We start from the raw sequence: 15259 nt of genomic DNA, 5'->3' as shown, positions 1-15259 counted from the left end.
GCGAATGATGAAAGCCGGCTTCGGCCTGATCCTGTGCGTGGTTGCCGTGGCGACTTCGGCCGGCACGGCGAACGCCATCGAGATCACGACCGCAACCGGCAAGGTCGAAATCTCCGGGACGCCGAAAACGATCGCGGTGTTCGACATCGCGGCGCTAGATACCCTCGATCGCCTCGGCGTCGCGCCTGCCGGGATACCGGACAATCTCTACGTGCCGGAACTCAAGCCCATCGCCCCGCGAGCTGAAGTCGTTGGAACCCTGTTCGAACCGAATCTCGAAGCACTGAGCGCGCTGTCGCCTGACCTCGTCATCATCGGCGGCCGATCATCCACCCAGGGAAAAGCCACCTCGCGCATCGCCCAAACGATCGACATGTCGATCGGCAACGCCGATCTCGTCGGCGATGCCATGGCACGGCTGGACGCCTATGGCGCGCTGTTCGGAAAGCAGGAAGAGGCGGCGGCGGCTCGCAAGGAATTCGAAGCCGCATTGGAGCGGGCCAGAGCTGCGGTGGCCTCCAGGGGAACCGCGCTGATTGTGATGACCAACGGTCCGAAAGTCACCGCTTACGGCATGGGTTCCCGCTTCGGCTGGCTCCACTCGGCGCTTGGACTGCCGCCGGCGGTGAAGGACGTGGAGGCGACCACGCACGGCGAGGCCATCTCCTTCGAGTTCATCCGGGAGGCCAATCCAGATTGGCTGATCGTGGTCGACCGGGCCGCAGCGATCGGGTCGGACGATCAGAATGCAAGAGCGACGTTGGACAACGAGCTCGTAGCCGCGACGACCGCCTGGAAGACTGGACAGGTGATCTATATGCCTGCGGCGGACTTCTATATCGCCGCCGGTGGCGTGCAGGCGATGAGCCGGATCCTCGCCACGATCACGAAAGCATTCTCCGGGACGAAATGATCGCGGCCCTCAAACTCAGTGGACCACGCGCCGGCATTCTTGCCGGCGCACTGCTTTTGGCGCTGGTCGCGGTCAGTCTGAACGTCGGTGTCAGCGAGGTCTCGTTCCGGTCCGTCTGGAGCGATGTTGAAACGCGGCAAATCATCATGGCGAGTCGCCTACCGCGAACCCTGGCCGCGCTCCTTTCGGGTGCTGGTCTGGCGATCGCCGGCCTCGTCATGCAGACATTGGCACGTAATCGCTTCGTGGAGCCGGCAACTGCGGGAACCTCGCAGAGCGCCGCGCTGGGCATCCTCGTCACGACGCTGTTTTGGCCGTCCGCCTCCGTCGCGATGAAGACGCTCGTCGCCAGCGCGACGGCGCTCGGCGGGACCTCGATCTTTCTAGCGATCGCCCATCGCCTGCCGCCAACCCAGCCCTATCTCGTTCCCCTGGTTGGCCTGATCTATGGCGGCGTGCTGGGAGCATGCCTGACCTTCGTCGCCTGGCAGACCGATCTGCTGCAATATCTCGAAGCCTGGACGGTCGGCGAGTTCTCCGGCGTTCTGCGTGGACGCTATGAATTGTTGTGGGTGGCGGCCGCGATGGTGGCGCTGGTCTGGTGGACGGCCGATCGGTTGACCGTGCTGTCGCTCGGCCGCGATGTCAGCATCGGCCTCGGCCTCGACTATGACCGGATGCTGCAGATCGGGCTCCTCGTCGTCTCGGTCATTTCGGCACTTACCGTCGTCGTAGTCGGCATCATCCCGTTCGTCGGGTTGGTCGTGCCGAACCTCGTTTCCCGCTTCAAGGGCGACAACGTCGGCCTCGCTCTGCCGTCGGTGGCGGTCGGTGGCGCCGGGCTCGTCCTGACGTGCGATATCCTCGGACGGCTCGTTCGCTATCCCTACGAAATCCCCGTCGGCACGGTGCTCGGCGTCGTTGGCGCGGCAGGATTTCTCATCCTGCTCTTGCGAAAGAATTCGCATGGCTAAGCGGGCGAGTATCGTCCTAATCGGGCTGTGCGCACTCGTTCTCGGGTCCGGCGTCGCCTTCATGACGCTCGGACTGCGCGGCAATCTCGCTTTCGTGCTGGAGCTTCGCGGCATCCGGCTCTGCGCACTGATCGTGGTCGGCGTCGCCATCGGCGTATCGACCGTCCTGTTCCAGACCGTCACCCGCAACCGTATCCTGACGCCATCGATCATGGGGCTCGACGCGCTGTTCGTGCTGGGACAGACCACGCTCGTATTTGTGCTCGGCGGGCTCGGCTTCTCCAGCCTCGACCCCCGACTGACATTCGCCGGCGAGATCGGGCTTCTGATGGTGCTCGCGCTCGCGCTTTTCCTGCCGATGCTCCGCGCGCAGATGGATATGGGGATGCTGCTTCTGGTCGGCGTCGTGCTCGGCGTGCTTTTCCGGAGCCTGACCTCGCTGATCGCCCGGCTGATCGATCCCAACGACTTCGCAGTGGCCCAGCAGGCGAGTTTCGCGAGCTTCAACGATCTCGAGCCGAATCTGCTCGCGCTGTCAGCGGTATTGACGATGCTTGGAGCGATCGTGGCATGGCGCATGCGGCATGAGCTCGATGTCATATCCCTCGGCGCCGACGCAGCCATCGGTCTGGGCATCGCATGGCGCAGCGCCGTCACCGGTATCCTCATCCTCGTGGCGGCGCTCGTGGCGGTGTCGACGGCTCTTGTCGGGCCCGTGGCTTTTCTCGGTCTGATTGCCGTCGCGCTCGGGGAACGGATGATCGATACCCGCCGGCACGGGGTCCTGCTCCCCACCGTCGCGCTGGTGGCCGTCGCGATCCTTGTTTGCGGTCAGATCCTGTTCCAGCACATGCTAGGAAGCGCGTCGGCGCTGGGCGTCGTCGTCGAATTTGTCGGAGGCATCGTGTTCCTTGCTCTTTTGCTGGCCGGGGTGCGGCGTTGATCGACATCCGCAATGTCTCGCTCAGCCACGGCGGAACACGCGTGCTGGATGACATCTCGCTGACGGTGCCGAAAGGCGGCGTCACCGCGCTGGTCGGTCCAAACGGCGCGGGAAAATCCAGCCTGCTGTCGCTGATCGCCAGACTGCAGCCATTGCAAGATGGACAGATCACCGTTGATGGCCTGCCCGTCGGCAAGACGCCAAGCCGGCAATTGGCGAAAACGCTCGCGGTCCTTAGGCAGGATCCGGCGATCGGAAGCCGCCTCCGCGTCGGCGAACTCGTCGCGTTGGGACGGTTTCCACATCATAGAGGAAGGCCGGGCCCGGAGGACCGCCGCATTGTCGCCGAGACCCTGGATGAGTTCGACCTCGCGACGCTTGCCGACAAATTCGTCGAGACATTATCGGGGGGGCAGAGACAGCGTGTGCTCGTCGCGATGACCTTCTGTCAGGGGACCGACTATGTCCTGCTCGACGAGCCGCTCAACAATCTCGACATGTACCACGCACGCCAGCTCATGCGGTATGTGCGTCGGGTCGCCGACGAGAAGACACGGACGATCGTCATCATCGTCCATGAAATCAATTACGCGGCCGCCTACGCGGACCACATCGTCGCAATGAAAAGCGGACGACTGGAAGCCCACGGCCCTACCGCCGAGGTTTTGGGTCCCGCAATGCTGAAGCAGGTCTTCGGCTACGAGATGTCGGTTCTCAAGGGTCAATCACCGCTTGTTGCCCATTACTAAAGGTTTGCCCCGTGAGGAGGTGCTCCAGCACAGCCCAAGAAATGGGGCGATCGCTTGCCGGCTTGTTCCAGCCGGCGCGAACTTCTCGGCATCTCCGACAGCGCTGCCACAACATTCACGAAATCATGATCACTGATGATTATTGACAATCGTCAGTAATCAGTCGATATATCGTCAGGCTCGGAGGGAGAGTCTGATGTTTGTTTTAGAGAGTTATAACAGGCTCTTAGCTGGTGCATTGCTGGCGTTTCTGGCGATCGCGTTGGCCGGTTGCAACGAGTTGGCTGCGGAGAAGACGGCGCCGTCACGTCCGGTCTTGGTAGCTACCGTGCATTACGAAGCGGAAACGCCGGAGCGTAGTTTCGTCGGCACCATTAGGCCGCGGATCGAAACCGACATGGGTTTTCGGGTGCCCGGCAAAGTTGCAAAACGCCTGGTTGAGGTAGGCCAAGCGGTCGACGTTGGTCAGCCCCTCGCCACCCTCGATGAAGTCGACCTGAAACTTCAGGCCGAGCAGGCCGAGGCAGAATTCCGCGCCGCCACCGGGGTGCTGGCGCAGGCCGCCGCCGCCGAACAGCGCGCCACGGATTTGCGCGCCAAGGGCTGGGTCACCGATGCGCAGCTGGATCAGTCCAAGGCCACCGCTGATGAGGCGCGTGCACGTCTCACTCGTGCCGAGCGTTCGGTCGAACTGACCAAAAACTCTCTCTCTTACGCAACCCTCGTCGCCGACACCCGCGGCGTCGTCACCGCGACCTTGATCGATGCCGGGCAGGTCGTTGCGTCGGGACAGACTGCCATTCGCGTCGCGCGCTTTGCCGAAAAGGAAGCTGTGGTCGCAATTCCGGAAACCTTGGTGGGACGCGCCAAGGAGGGTGCGGCTACCGTCACCTTGTGGTCCGAGCCCGGCAAGAAATATGAGGCAAAACTGCGTGAGATCGCACCCGCTGCCGATCCCGCCACCCGGACCTATCTCGCGAAATTTTCACTGCCCGGGGCGGACGACAGCGTTTCGCTCGGCATGACCGCGACGTTGACATTGTCCGATCCCGTGACCGAGCGCGTGGCACGGCTGCCATTGTCGGCACTGTACAGCCAGGGCGGCGATCCCTCGCTCTATATTGTCGATGACAAGGGCGAAGTGGCGCTGAAGCCGGTCGCCGTAAAATCCTACGAGAGCAATGACGTCGTCATATCGGGCGGCGTCGATGAAGGCGCGAAAGTCGTTGTGCTTGGCGTGCAAAAGCTCGATCCGGCCCAGAAGGTCGCCGTCGTCTCGTCGTTGTCGTTCTGAGCGGGAGGCTACGATGAAGCGCTTCAATCTGTCCGGCTGGGCGGTCAGCCATCCCGCGCTTGTTCTGTTTCTTATCGTCGCCCTCAGCGTCGCCGGCTTCTTCTCCTACCAGCAGCTCGGCCGTGCCGAGGATCCGTTCTTCACGGTGAAGGTTGTGAACGTCTCGGCAATCTGGCCGGGCGCCACCGCAGCCGAGATGCAGACGCAGGTCGCCGATCCCATCGAGAAGAAGCTGCAGGAACTGCCCTATTTCGAAAAGGTACAGACCTATTCGAAACCGGCGTTCACCGCGATGCAGGTCACGTTCCGCGATTCGACGCCGCCCAAGGACGTGCCGCATCTGTTTTATCTCTTGCGCAAGAAGCTGGCCGACGTACAGGGCGAGCTTCCGGCGGGCCTGCTCGGCCCTGTCGTCAACGACGAATTCAGCGACGTCGACTCCATCCTTTATACGATGACCGGCGATGGCGCCGACTACGCGCAATTGAAAAAGGCCGCCGAGGGCATGCGCCAGCGGCTGCTGAAGGTGCCGGGCGTCACCAAAGTCAATTTCTACGGCACCCAGGACGAGCGGATCTTCGTCGAATTCTCGCATGCCAAGCTGGCGACGCTGGGAATCACGCCGCAGGCGCTGTTCGATTCGCTCGCCAAGCAGAACAACGTGGTGCCGGCCGGCACCGTCGAAACCTCCTCGCAACGGGTGCCGCTGCGCGTCACCGGCGCGCTCGACGGCGTCAAGGCCGTCGCCGAGACGCCGGTCGAAAGCAACGGCCGCGTGTTTCGCTTGGGCGACGTCGCGACCGTCACGCATGGCTTCGTCGATCCGCCGAGTTTTGTGGTTCGCCAAGAAGGCAAGCCCGCGCTCGGCATCGGTGTCGTCACCGCCAATGGCGCCAACATCCTGGAACTCGGCAAGGAGGTTAAGCAAGCGACCGCGGAATTCATGAAGGCGGTCCCGCAAGGTATCGATGTCGAGCAGATCGCTGATCAGCCGAAGGTGGTCGAGCACGCGGTCGGCGAATTCGTGCGCTCGTTCATCGAGGCTCTGGTCATCGTGCTGTTTGTCAGCTTCCTTGCGCTCGGCTGGCGCACCGGCATCGTGGTCGCGCTGTCGGTCCCGCTGGTGCTGGCGATCGTCTTCATCGTCATGAATGCGATGTCGCTCGACCTGCATCGCATCACGCTCGGCGCGCTGATCATCGCGCTCGGGCTTCTCGTCGACGACGCCATTATCGCGGTCGAGATGATGGTGGTGAAAATGGAGCAGGGCTGGGACCGCGTCCGCGCCGCGTCCTTTGCCTGGGAATCCACCGCCTTTCCGATGCTGACGGGAACGCTGGTCACCGCGGCTGGCTTTCTCCCCATCGGCTTCGCTAATTCGGCGGTCGGCGAATATGCCGGCGGCATCTTCTGGATCGTCGCAATCTCGCTGGTCGCATCCTGGTTCGTGGCGGTGATCTTCACGCCCTATATCGGCGTCAAGCTGCTGCCGAACATCGCGGTCAGCCACAACCACGATCCGCATGCGGTCTACGAGACGCGGGTCTATCGCGGTCTCCGCCGCATGATCCAGTGGTGCGTCAACCACCGGGTCAAGGTCGTGGTGGCGACGGTCGGCGTGTTTGCACTCTCGATCGTCGGCTTCGCTCGTGTGCAGCAGCAATTCTTCCCGCTGTCCGAGCGGCCCGAGCTGTTCCTGCAGCTGCGACTGCCGGAAGGCACGGCGTTCAACGTCACGGAAAAAGCCGTGAAGGAGGCCGAAGCCCTGTTGAAGGACGACAAGGACATCTCGACCTATACGGCCTATATCGGCCAGGGATCGCCGCGCTTTTGGCTCGGGCTGAACCCGCAGCTGCCGAACGAGGCCTTCGCCGAAATCGTGATCGTCGCCAAGGACGTCGAGGCGCGCGAGCGGATCAAGGCGCGGCTGGAGAAATCGGTTGATGACGGCGTGCTGACCGAAGCCCGCGTGCGTATCGATCGTTTCAACTTCGGGCCACCGGTCGGGTTCCCCATCCAATTCCGAGTGATCGGTCCTGATCCCAACACGGTCCGCGATATCGCCTACAAGGTGCGCGACGTCGTCAGGCAGAATCCCAGCGTCAAAGATCCGCAACTGGACTGGAACGAACAGTCGCCATACCTGAAGCTGGTAGTCGACCAGGACCGCGCCCGCGCGCTCGGCCTGACCCCGCAGGATGTGTCGCAAGCGCTGAGCATGCTGATCTCCGGCGCGCCGGTGACCACGATCCGCGACGGCATCGAGAAGGTCGGCGTGGTCGCCCGCGCTGTGCCGTCCGAGCGGCTTGATCTCGGTCGTGTCGGCGACCTCACCGTTACGTCACGCGATGGCGTCGCAGTGCCGCTGTCGCAGATCGCCAAGATCGAATATGCCCACGAGGAGCCGATCCTGTGGCGGCGCAACCGTGACATGGCAATCACTGTGCGCGGCGATGTCGTCGATGGCGTGCAGGCGCCGGACGTGACCAACCAGATATGGCCCAAACTGCAGGAAATCCGCGACAGCCTCGAACCGGCCTACCGGATCGAGATGGGCGGCGCGTTCGAGGAATCCGCCAAGGGCAACGCGTCGATCTTCGTGCTGTTTCCGCTGATGACCCTCGTGATGCTGACCTTGCTGATGATCCAATTGCAAAGCTTCTCGCGTCTGATCCTGGTGTTTCTGACGGCACCGCTCGGCATCGTCGGCGCCTCGCTCGGGCTGAACATCGCGAACCAGCCGTTCGGCTTCGTGGCGCTGCTCGGGTTGATTGCGCTGGCCGGGATGATCATGCGCAATGCGGTGATCCTGGTGGACCAGATCGAAACCGATGTCGCTCACGGCCTGCCGCGGAAAGAAGCCATCGTCGAGGCTACGGTCCGCCGCGCACGGCCCGTGGTGCTCACCGCGCTGGCGGCTATCCTCGCGATGATCCCACTGTCGCGCTCCGCGTTCTGGGGCCCTATGGCGATCACCATCATGGGCGGTCTGTTTGTTGCGACCTTCCTGACCTTGCTGTACCTGCCGGGCCTGTATGCCCTTTGGTTCCGCAAAAGCCTGGAAGAAAGCGGCCCGAGCGAGCATGCCGCGCCGCAACCTCACGGCGAAACACAACTTGCATTTCCGCTTGCTGCGGCGGCGAAATAATTGAACATCGAGCGCTGACATGACGCTGATTTCTGAACACGATACCCGAGAACGGATTCTCGTGGAGGCGGAGCGCTTGTTCCGCGAAATCGGCTATCGAAAGACCACCGTCGCCGACATCGCCAAGATGCTGCGCATGAGCCCGGCCAACATCTATCGCTTTTTCGATTCAAAGAAGGCGATCAACGAAGGCGTCGCGCGTGCCCTGATGGGCGAGGTCGAGGAGACGGCACATGCCATCGCCACCGGGGCCGGTCCGGCGGCCGAACGCCTGCGCGAGTTGTTGATCTCCGTCCATCGCATGAACTCGGAACGCTATGTCGGCGATTCCAAGCTGCACGAGATGGTCGAAGTCGCGATGGAGGAGAGCTGGGACGTCTGCGTCGCCCATATCGATCGGATCACCGCCACGATCGGCGAGGTCATCGCCGAAGGCGCGGCAACGGGCGAGTTCGAGGCCCCCGACGTGCCGATGGCGGCGATGTGCGCCTGCACCGCGATGATGCGGTTCTTTCACCCGCAGATGATCGCGCAATGCGCCACCAAGCCGGGACCGTCGATCGATCAGATGGTCGACTTCGTCATAGCCGGCCTTGCGCCGCGCGGTAAATCGGTGAGCAAGGCGGGCTAATCCATTCCTCCTTGCGAGCGCAAGGGGAAGCCATTGGCGCCAAATGCTGCTGCCTACTAGGTTTCGATCGTCGGCTTTTGCCTCCAGCTCCAGCCGTCGCGGCAGAAGACGCAGATTTGGTCGTCTTTTTGAAGGACCGCTCATAACCCGGAAAATGCCAGGTCGCAGCGCCAGAATCCCCGCATACTTGACTGGGCGTCCTTGACGAGTATCGTGGTCCGACCAAGGTAGGACTAATGACCGCTGATCTCGAAATCACGCGGCTTGGGGAGAGCGGCAGCAAGGGCTTCGAGAAGGTGTTCGCGTTCCTGCGCGAGCGCCTCCTGGCCGGTTCGCTGCGCCCGGGCGACAGACTGATCCCCGAGCGGGAGCTCGCGGCCCAGCTCGGCGTCAGCCGAGCGATCCTGCGTGAGGCGCTGCGGGCGCTGACCGTGCTGGGCGTCGTCGAAATCCGCGACCGCGTCGGCACCGTCGTCCGGCGGCCCGACGTCTCCGTACTGAACGACTTCTTCACCTTCGCGATGGCGCAGCAGGCGCACATCATCGATGACGTCATGCAGGCGCGGATCGCCATCGAATGCCAGGCCATCCGGCTGGCGGCCGAGCGGGCGACCGTCTCCGATTTCGAGGGGCTGCAACGTGCGCTCCAGCTGATCGCGGAAACGATCGACGATGCGGATGCCGGGGGCGCGGCCGACTTCGAGTTCCACCGCGCGATCGTGGTCGCCTCGAAATCCGAGACGCTCATCGTCCTTCACGACTCGATGTCCGGAATCCTGATGCGCTCGCACAAGGGACGGCGCGAACTCCTCCAGGTCTTCGACACGATGAAGGCCTTCCTCATCAACGACCACCGCCGGATCTTCGACGCGATCGTCGCGCGCGATCCGGAGAACGCCGACAAGGTCCTCAGGGAGCACTTCGCCATCGGCGAGGACTTCCGCCACCGCGCAGCGATCGGAGAGGGAGGCCGTCGCATCGTCTCGTCCTGAACTCGAACAACAACAACGAGAAAGACGACATGGGAAACGCTCAGAAGACTGTCGGCTTCATCGGCCTCGGCACGATGGGCCGCGAAATGGCGCTCAATCTGATGAGAGCGGGGTTCGCCGTCCGCGCCTACGACGTACGCCGGGAAGCGATCGATGATCTCGCGGCGCAAGGCGCGACGCCGGCCGCGAGCGTCGCTGACGCCGCGGGATCCGCGGATATAGCCATCACAATGCTTCCCGATACGCCGCACGTCGAAGAGACGGTTTATGGCGAAGGCGGGCTCCTCGCCTCTCCCCCGGCCGGACGATTGATCGTCGATATGAGCACAATCTCTCCGGTCGCCGTCCGCCGCATGAGCGCCGATTTGAGGTCCGTCGGCGTCGACTTCCTGGATGCTCCAGTTTCCGGCGGGCCGATCGGGGCGAAAAAGGCGACCTTGTCGATCATGGTCGGCGGTGACGCCGACGCCTTCGGCCGCGCCGAGCCGTTTTTCCGCGGCATGGGCACGACTGTCACCCACGTCGGCGAGAGCGGCGCTGGGCAGGCGGTGAAGCTGTGCAACCAGCTCGTCTGCGGCCTCAACATCCAGGCCATCTGCGAGGCGATCGCGCTGGGCCGGGCTTCGGGCGTCGATCTCGATCAACTGCGCAAGGTCCTGCTGGGCGGTTCGGCTGCCTCCTGGATGCTGGAGAATCTCGGACCGGCGATGATCGCCGGGGATAGCGCGGCGGGCTTCCGCATCGATCTGATGCTGAAGGATCTGCGCCTCGTTCAGGAGCAGGCGCTGTCGCTGGCCGTACCGCTGCCCGGCATCTCACTGGTCACGAACCAGTATCTGGAGGCGCGGGCACACGGGGAGGGTGTGAACGGCAATCAGGCGCTATTTCGAGTTTACGATCGCATGACCAATCAGGCCTCCAGCTGACGGCGACTGTCCATGAACCTCATTCTGGACTTCCCAGCCATTCTGGAACGGTGGCCGCTCTTTCTCGACGGAGCCTGGCTCACGCTGCAACTGGCGCTGATCGCGACCCTGCTCGGTGGCGTGATCGGGGTCGTGGGAGCCATGGGACGGCGGAGCAGCAACGCCGTCCTGTCACGGATTTGCACGATCTACGTCGAAGGCATCCGCAATACCCCGCTGCTCGTCCAGATATTCCTCGTCTACTTTGGCCTCGCGAGTCTCGGCCTCAAGTTCTCGGCGTTCACGGTCGCAGCGGCCGCCCTGACCATCAATGTCGGGGCATACACGACAGAGATCATTCGCGCGGGCTTCGATGCCGTCCCGCGGGGTCAGATCGAAGCGGCGGAAGGGCTCGCTCTGTCGCGCGCCCAGATCTACTGGAACGTGATCCTCTGGCCCGGGATCGAGAAGGTCTATCCGGCCCTGACGAGCCAGTTCGTGCTGCTGATGCTCGCCTCTTCGGTGACCTCGCAGATATCGGCGGAGGAACTGACCGCCGTCGCCAATTACGTCCAATCTGACACCTATCGCGCCTTCGAGACCTACATTCTGGTCGCGATCGTCTACGTGATCCTGTCGCTGATCATGCGCGCCGGATTCTGGGCGCTTGGCCTTGTGATCTTCCCGCGCCGCCGGCGCCTTGGCACCCCGTTGTGAGGAGACGGCCATGGGCGGATCGCTGAATGCCAATCACCTTCTCTTTCTCGGCCACGGGGCCCTCTGGACGATAGGCCTCTCGCTGATCGCCTTCGCCGGAGGCGGCATCGCGGCTTTCATCATCGCGCTTTGCCGTATCTCGCCGAACCGGGCGGTCCGCATCGTCACCGCCGGCTATGTGCAGCTGATCCAGGGCACGCCGCTCCTCGTCATCATGTTCCTCAGCTATTTCGGTCTCTCGGCGATCGGGTTCTCGATCTCGCCTCTCGCGGCGGCCGGCGCCTCGCTGACGGTCTATGTCAGCGCTTATCTCGGCGAGATCTGGCGCGGCTGCATCCAGGCCGTGCCGAAACCGCAATGGGAAGCGGCGGAAGGCCTGGCGCTCACCAAGGCCGAGCGGATGACCAAGGTGATCCTGCCGCAGGCAATCCGGATCGCCACGCCGCCAACCGTCGGCTTCATGGTCCAGATCATCAAGAACACGTCGCTGGCGTCCGTCGTCGGCTTCGTCGAACTCGCTCGCGCTGGGCAGATCATCAACAACTCGCTGTTCGAACCCTTCCTCACCTATTCGGTGATCGCGGTCATCTACTTCGCGCTCTGCTACCCGATCTCGCGCCTCAGCCGCCGTCTGGAGCGGCGGTCCGGCCTGCCTCGCATCAAACCCGTGACCGCGTAACCAGGGAGACGGTCTCAATGGACACCAACGGTGCCGTCGTTTCGGCAAGAGACGTTCACAAGAGCTTCGGTCCGCTCAAGGTTCTCGACGGCATCGATTTCGAGGTCCAGCGCGGCGAGGTCATGGTCATCATCGGCCGCAGCGGCTCGGGCAAGAGTACCGCGCTCCGCTGCCTCGACCGGTTCGAGACGATCGATGAGGGCGAGATCATCGTCTGCGGCCATCACGTCAGTGATCCCAACATCGACCTCCGGGCACTTCGGCAGGACGTCGGCATCGTCTTCCAGAGCTACAATCTGTTTCCGCACCTGACCGTCGAGGAGAACATCATCCTCGCGCCGTGCTCCGTGAAGCGCGCGTCGAAGACGGCGGCGAAGGAACAAGCCAAACGCGTCCTCGCCCAGGTCGGGCTGGAGGAAAAGCTTCACTACTATCCCGAACAACTCTCCGGAGGTCAGCAGCAGCGCGCGGCTATTGCCCGCTCGCTCGCCATGCAGCCGAAGGTGATGCTGTTCGACGAGGTGACTTCGGCTCTCGATCCCGAACTGACGGGTGAGGTGCTGAAGGTCATCGAGGCGCTCGCCGCGGACGGCATGACCATGGTGATGGTCACGCACGAGATGGGATTTGCCAAGGGCATCGCCGACCAGGTTCTGTTCATGCATCGCGGCAAGGTCCACGAGTCCGGACCCGCGACCATCCTGACATCGCCGACGACGCCCGAACTGGCCCAGTTCGTGGGCAAAGAGCTCTGAACAACGAGCCGAAGCAACAGGGAGGACAACACAAATGACGAAGCACATGCTTTTTGCCACCGCCATCGCGGTCGGCGTCGCGACCATGGCGACGACCGGTGCCCGCGCTGATCTGCTCGACGACATCATGGCGGCGAAGAAGATCAGGATAGCGACCGACCTGGCGATACCCCCGTCCGGCATGATGGATGGCAGCATGAAGCCGACCGGATCCGACGTGGAGACCGCCCAACTTCTCGCAAAAGACTGGGGCCTGGAACTCGAATTCATCCAGACCACGGGTGCCACGCGCATCCCGAACGTCCAGACGAACAAGGCCGATATCATCATCTCGACGCTTTCGGTCACGCCCGAACGCGCCAAGGTCATCGACTTCAGCAAACCGTATGCGGCCCTTCAGTCCGTCGTCGGCTGTCTGAAAGCGGTCCAGGTCAAGGATTGGCCGGATCTCAAGGGCAAGACGATCGCGGTGTCGCGCGGGACCACACAGGACACTGCGCTCACCAACATGAAGGATCGCGAACTGACCTTGGCCCGCTTCGACGACGACGCGACCATGGTGACGGCCGCCGTGTCCGGCCAGGCGGACTGCATGGCGACCTCGGCGACCATCGTGAACCAGGTCGGCGTGAAGAATCCTGCGCGTCCGTTCGAGCCCAAGGTCCTGATCACCACGTTCGATCTCGCCATCGGCATCCGCAAGGGTGAGCCGCGGCTCGTCGAGAAGCTCAATGAATGGGTCTCGGCCAATCTGAAAAACGGCAAGCTGAACGAGATCTACAAGAAGTTTCACGGCAGCGAACTGCCGGCAGCGATGCTGCAATGACTTAAGACGAAGCGGCGCCCCTTATGGGTGCCGCTTCCCTCAACCGTTGAGAAGGATAGATGCGATGAAAGTGGTGATCGGCTCCGATCATGCGGGATGGAGCCTCAAGTCGACCGTGGTCGACTACCTGCGATCGCTCGGTCACGACGTGGTCGATGTCGGCTCGTTCGACGACAAGCCCGTGGACTTCCCCGACATCGCCCGGACCTTGGCCGGGAAGGTCACGTCCGGCGAGGCCGAGCGAGGCATCATGGTCTGCGGCACGGGCGTCGGCGCGTCGATCGCCGCCAACAAGATCAAGGGCATCCGCGCCGCCGTGTGCCATGACATCCATTCCGCACATCAGTCGGTCGAGCACGACGACGTCAACGTCATGTGCATCGGCGCGCAGATCGTCGGGCCGTGGCTCGCCAAGGATCTGATCTCCTCATATCTCTCGGCCGAATTCTCGACCGAGGAGGAGTTCCGGCGGCGGGTCGACAAGCTGCATCAGATGGATGCCGAGAACTGAGCGGCCAGGGACCAATGATCCTCGTCTTTGGCTCGATCAACATCGACCTCGTCGCGCGTGTCTCCTCCATTCCTCGCCCTGGCGAGACGGTGCTGTCGCCGCGCTACGAGACCCTGTTCGGCGGCAAGGGCGCCAACCAGGCCGTTGCCGCTGCCCGAGCCTCCGAGGCGGGACGAGTGGTGATGGCCGCATGCATCGGCGACGATGGCTTCGGCCGCGACGCCAGAGCGAACCTCGACGCTCAGGGTGTAGGTACGGCGTTCATCAATGTTTGTGAGGAGCCGACGGGTTGTGCCTTCATCACCGTGGATGAGGCCGGAGAGAACGCGATCACGGTCGCCAGCGGCGCCAATCTGGCGCTTACTCACGCCGCCGTGCCGACCAACGGCGTGCAAGGCTCGACCATCCTCGTATTGCAGATGGAGGTGCCGTTTGCCGAAAGCCTCGCCATCGCCGAACGGACCAAGCAAGCCGGCGGTCGGGTAATCTGGAATTTGGCGCCTGCTCCGGCGAGCTTCGACCCGTCTGAACTCAGGCGTCTTCTCGCGGCCGTCGATTTCCTGGTCGTCAACGAGCATGAAGCCTTGATGACGGCGACCCTGATCGAAACGCCCCGGTCTCCGACCGATGCTGCGGCTCTGCTCGCAAAGGTCGGCGATACTAATTGCATCGTCACGCTCGGCGAGAAGGGCGCCGTCGCCTTTTTGAGCGACGGATCTCGCGTCGAGGCCCGAGCTGCTCCTGTTGACGTCGTCGATACGACCGGCGCCGGCGACACCTTCGTCGGTATTCTCGCCAGCGCGCTGGACGAGGGACTTGGCCTGACGGCTTCGCTCGAGCGTGCCTGTGAAGGCGCATCGATGAGCTGCCTCAAGATCGGCGCCCAGACCGGGATGCCGACGCGCAACGAGCTGGTTGATCGCCGAACCGGCGACCGATAGGCCTCTGCACCCCAGGGATCGCAGCATGTCATGGCGCTTGCGGCCTGATCCGAGGCCCGCAGAAATTTGCGCTCGCGCGCTGTATTCTCCGTCGAATAGCTGCGGCTTCGGTTAAGCGCCCGCATTTGGAGCGCCCATCCTCTGCTCGTATGGTAGATTCACACCGGCTCAGGCTCGCTCACCAGGAGGTAAGAATGCTACAGCATAAAAGCCATGGTTGTGCGCAGAGACCGCCAAAAAGCCGCTCAATATAGCCTGTCAAATGCCGCCGCTGCCGCAAG

Annotated in this window: 15 protein-coding genes; all 15 read left to right on the top strand. The window is 63.1% G+C overall.

Going from position 1 to position 15259, the window contains the following annotated elements; translation table 11 throughout:
* Positions 1-7: 7 nt before the first annotated feature.
* Positions 8-913 (top strand): siderophore ABC transporter substrate-binding protein, encoded by a 906-nt coding sequence (locus ACFPFW_RS03810; RefSeq protein WP_379769499.1) that lies wholly within the window; start codon positions 8-10, stop codon positions 911-913.
* A complete protein-coding gene (locus ACFPFW_RS03805; RefSeq protein WP_114957529.1) occupies positions 910-1887 on the top strand; it encodes an ABC transporter permease in 978 nt (325 codons plus the stop codon). Before ACFPFW_RS03810 ends, ACFPFW_RS03805 begins: the two co-directional genes overlap by 4 nt.
* Entirely contained in the window at positions 1880-2830 is a 951-nt protein-coding gene (locus ACFPFW_RS03800) for an iron chelate uptake ABC transporter family permease subunit (protein ID WP_114957528.1), read from the top strand. The genes ACFPFW_RS03805 and ACFPFW_RS03800 overlap by 8 nt, the downstream gene beginning before the upstream one ends.
* On the top strand, positions 2827-3579 hold the full coding sequence (locus ACFPFW_RS03795) for an iron ABC transporter ATP-binding protein (protein ID WP_114957527.1): 753 nt from the start codon (positions 2827-2829) through the stop codon (positions 3577-3579). Before ACFPFW_RS03800 ends, ACFPFW_RS03795 begins: the two co-directional genes overlap by 4 nt.
* Positions 3580-3775: 196 nt before the next feature.
* A complete protein-coding gene (locus ACFPFW_RS03790; RefSeq protein ID WP_114957526.1) occupies positions 3776-4873 on the top strand; it encodes an efflux RND transporter periplasmic adaptor subunit in 1098 nt (365 codons plus the stop codon).
* A gap of 13 nt (positions 4874-4886) precedes the next feature.
* A complete protein-coding gene (locus ACFPFW_RS03785; RefSeq protein ID WP_114957525.1) occupies positions 4887-8021 on the top strand; it encodes an efflux RND transporter permease subunit in 3135 nt (1044 codons plus the stop codon).
* A gap of 19 nt (positions 8022-8040) precedes the next feature.
* The gene (locus ACFPFW_RS03780) at positions 8041-8652 is read left to right on the top strand and encodes a TetR/AcrR family transcriptional regulator (RefSeq protein ID WP_114957524.1); all 612 of its coding nucleotides are present in this window, start codon (positions 8041-8043) and stop codon (positions 8650-8652) included.
* A 236-nt stretch (positions 8653-8888) separates the two neighbouring features.
* Positions 8889-9644: a FadR/GntR family transcriptional regulator gene (locus ACFPFW_RS03775; RefSeq protein WP_114957523.1), complete on the top strand. Its 756-nt coding sequence runs from the start codon at positions 8889-8891 to the stop codon at positions 9642-9644.
* 29 nt (positions 9645-9673) lie between these two features.
* The gene (locus ACFPFW_RS03770) at positions 9674-10570 is read left to right on the top strand and encodes an NAD(P)-dependent oxidoreductase (RefSeq protein WP_114957522.1); all 897 of its coding nucleotides are present in this window, start codon (positions 9674-9676) and stop codon (positions 10568-10570) included.
* 12 nt (positions 10571-10582) lie between these two features.
* A complete protein-coding gene (locus tag ACFPFW_RS03765; RefSeq protein ID WP_114957521.1) occupies positions 10583-11266 on the top strand; it encodes an amino acid ABC transporter permease in 684 nt (227 codons plus the stop codon).
* 10 nt (positions 11267-11276) lie between these two features.
* Complete coding sequence (locus ACFPFW_RS03760; RefSeq protein WP_114957520.1) at positions 11277-11945, top strand: amino acid ABC transporter permease; 669 nt, start codon at positions 11277-11279, stop codon at positions 11943-11945.
* 17 nt (positions 11946-11962) lie between these two features.
* Positions 11963-12700, top strand: a complete 738-nt coding sequence (locus tag ACFPFW_RS03755; RefSeq protein ID WP_114957519.1) for an amino acid ABC transporter ATP-binding protein — start codon at positions 11963-11965, stop codon at positions 12698-12700.
* Between the two features lie 34 nt (positions 12701-12734).
* Complete coding sequence (locus ACFPFW_RS03750) at positions 12735-13526, top strand: transporter substrate-binding domain-containing protein (protein ID WP_114957518.1); 792 nt, start codon at positions 12735-12737, stop codon at positions 13524-13526.
* 64 nt (positions 13527-13590) lie between these two features.
* Positions 13591-14037: a ribose 5-phosphate isomerase B gene (gene rpiB / locus ACFPFW_RS03745; protein ID WP_114957517.1), complete on the top strand. Its 447-nt coding sequence runs from the start codon at positions 13591-13593 to the stop codon at positions 14035-14037.
* A gap of 14 nt (positions 14038-14051) precedes the next feature.
* Positions 14052-14978 carry a ribokinase gene (locus ACFPFW_RS03740; protein WP_114957516.1) on the top strand — a complete coding sequence of 309 codons (927 nt, stop codon included), beginning with the start codon at positions 14052-14054 and terminating at the stop codon, positions 14976-14978.
* Positions 14979-15259 lie beyond the last annotated feature (281 nt).

This window comes from Flaviflagellibacter deserti (assembly GCF_042652085.1).
Lineage (GTDB): Bacteria > Pseudomonadota > Alphaproteobacteria > Rhizobiales > Methylopilaceae > Flaviflagellibacter > Flaviflagellibacter deserti.
Note: the sequence above shows the minus strand (reverse complement) of the source record. Positions and strands in the feature narration are given on the sequence as shown.

Bases quoted from the DNA above. Each gene is read 5' to 3' on its own strand.
- ACFPFW_RS03810 (WP_379769499.1), top strand. From the start codon at position 8: ATGAAAGCCGGCTTCGGCCTGATCCTGTGCGTGGTTGCCGTGGCGACT.
- ACFPFW_RS03805 (WP_114957529.1), top strand. From the start codon at position 910: ATGATCGCGGCCCTCAAACTCAGTGGACCACGCGCCGGCATTCTTGCC.
- ACFPFW_RS03800 (WP_114957528.1), top strand. From the start codon at position 1,880: ATGGCTAAGCGGGCGAGTATCGTCCTAATCGGGCTGTGCGCACTCGTT.
- ACFPFW_RS03790 (WP_114957526.1), top strand. From the start codon at position 3,776: ATGTTTGTTTTAGAGAGTTATAACAGGCTCTTAGCTGGTGCATTGCTG.
- ACFPFW_RS03785 (WP_114957525.1), top strand. From the start codon at position 4,887: ATGAAGCGCTTCAATCTGTCCGGCTGGGCGGTCAGCCATCCCGCGCTT.
- ACFPFW_RS03780 (WP_114957524.1), top strand. From the start codon at position 8,041: ATGACGCTGATTTCTGAACACGATACCCGAGAACGGATTCTCGTGGAG.
- ACFPFW_RS03775 (WP_114957523.1), top strand. From the start codon at position 8,889: ATGACCGCTGATCTCGAAATCACGCGGCTTGGGGAGAGCGGCAGCAAG.
- ACFPFW_RS03770 (WP_114957522.1), top strand. From the start codon at position 9,674: ATGGGAAACGCTCAGAAGACTGTCGGCTTCATCGGCCTCGGCACGATG.
- ACFPFW_RS03765 (WP_114957521.1), top strand. From the start codon at position 10,583: ATGAACCTCATTCTGGACTTCCCAGCCATTCTGGAACGGTGGCCGCTC.
- ACFPFW_RS03760 (WP_114957520.1), top strand. From the start codon at position 11,277: ATGGGCGGATCGCTGAATGCCAATCACCTTCTCTTTCTCGGCCACGGG.
- ACFPFW_RS03755 (WP_114957519.1), top strand. From the start codon at position 11,963: ATGGACACCAACGGTGCCGTCGTTTCGGCAAGAGACGTTCACAAGAGC.
- ACFPFW_RS03750 (WP_114957518.1), top strand. From the start codon at position 12,735: ATGACGAAGCACATGCTTTTTGCCACCGCCATCGCGGTCGGCGTCGCG.
- rpiB (WP_114957517.1), top strand. From the start codon at position 13,591: ATGAAAGTGGTGATCGGCTCCGATCATGCGGGATGGAGCCTCAAGTCG.
- ACFPFW_RS03740 (WP_114957516.1), top strand. From the start codon at position 14,052: ATGATCCTCGTCTTTGGCTCGATCAACATCGACCTCGTCGCGCGTGTC.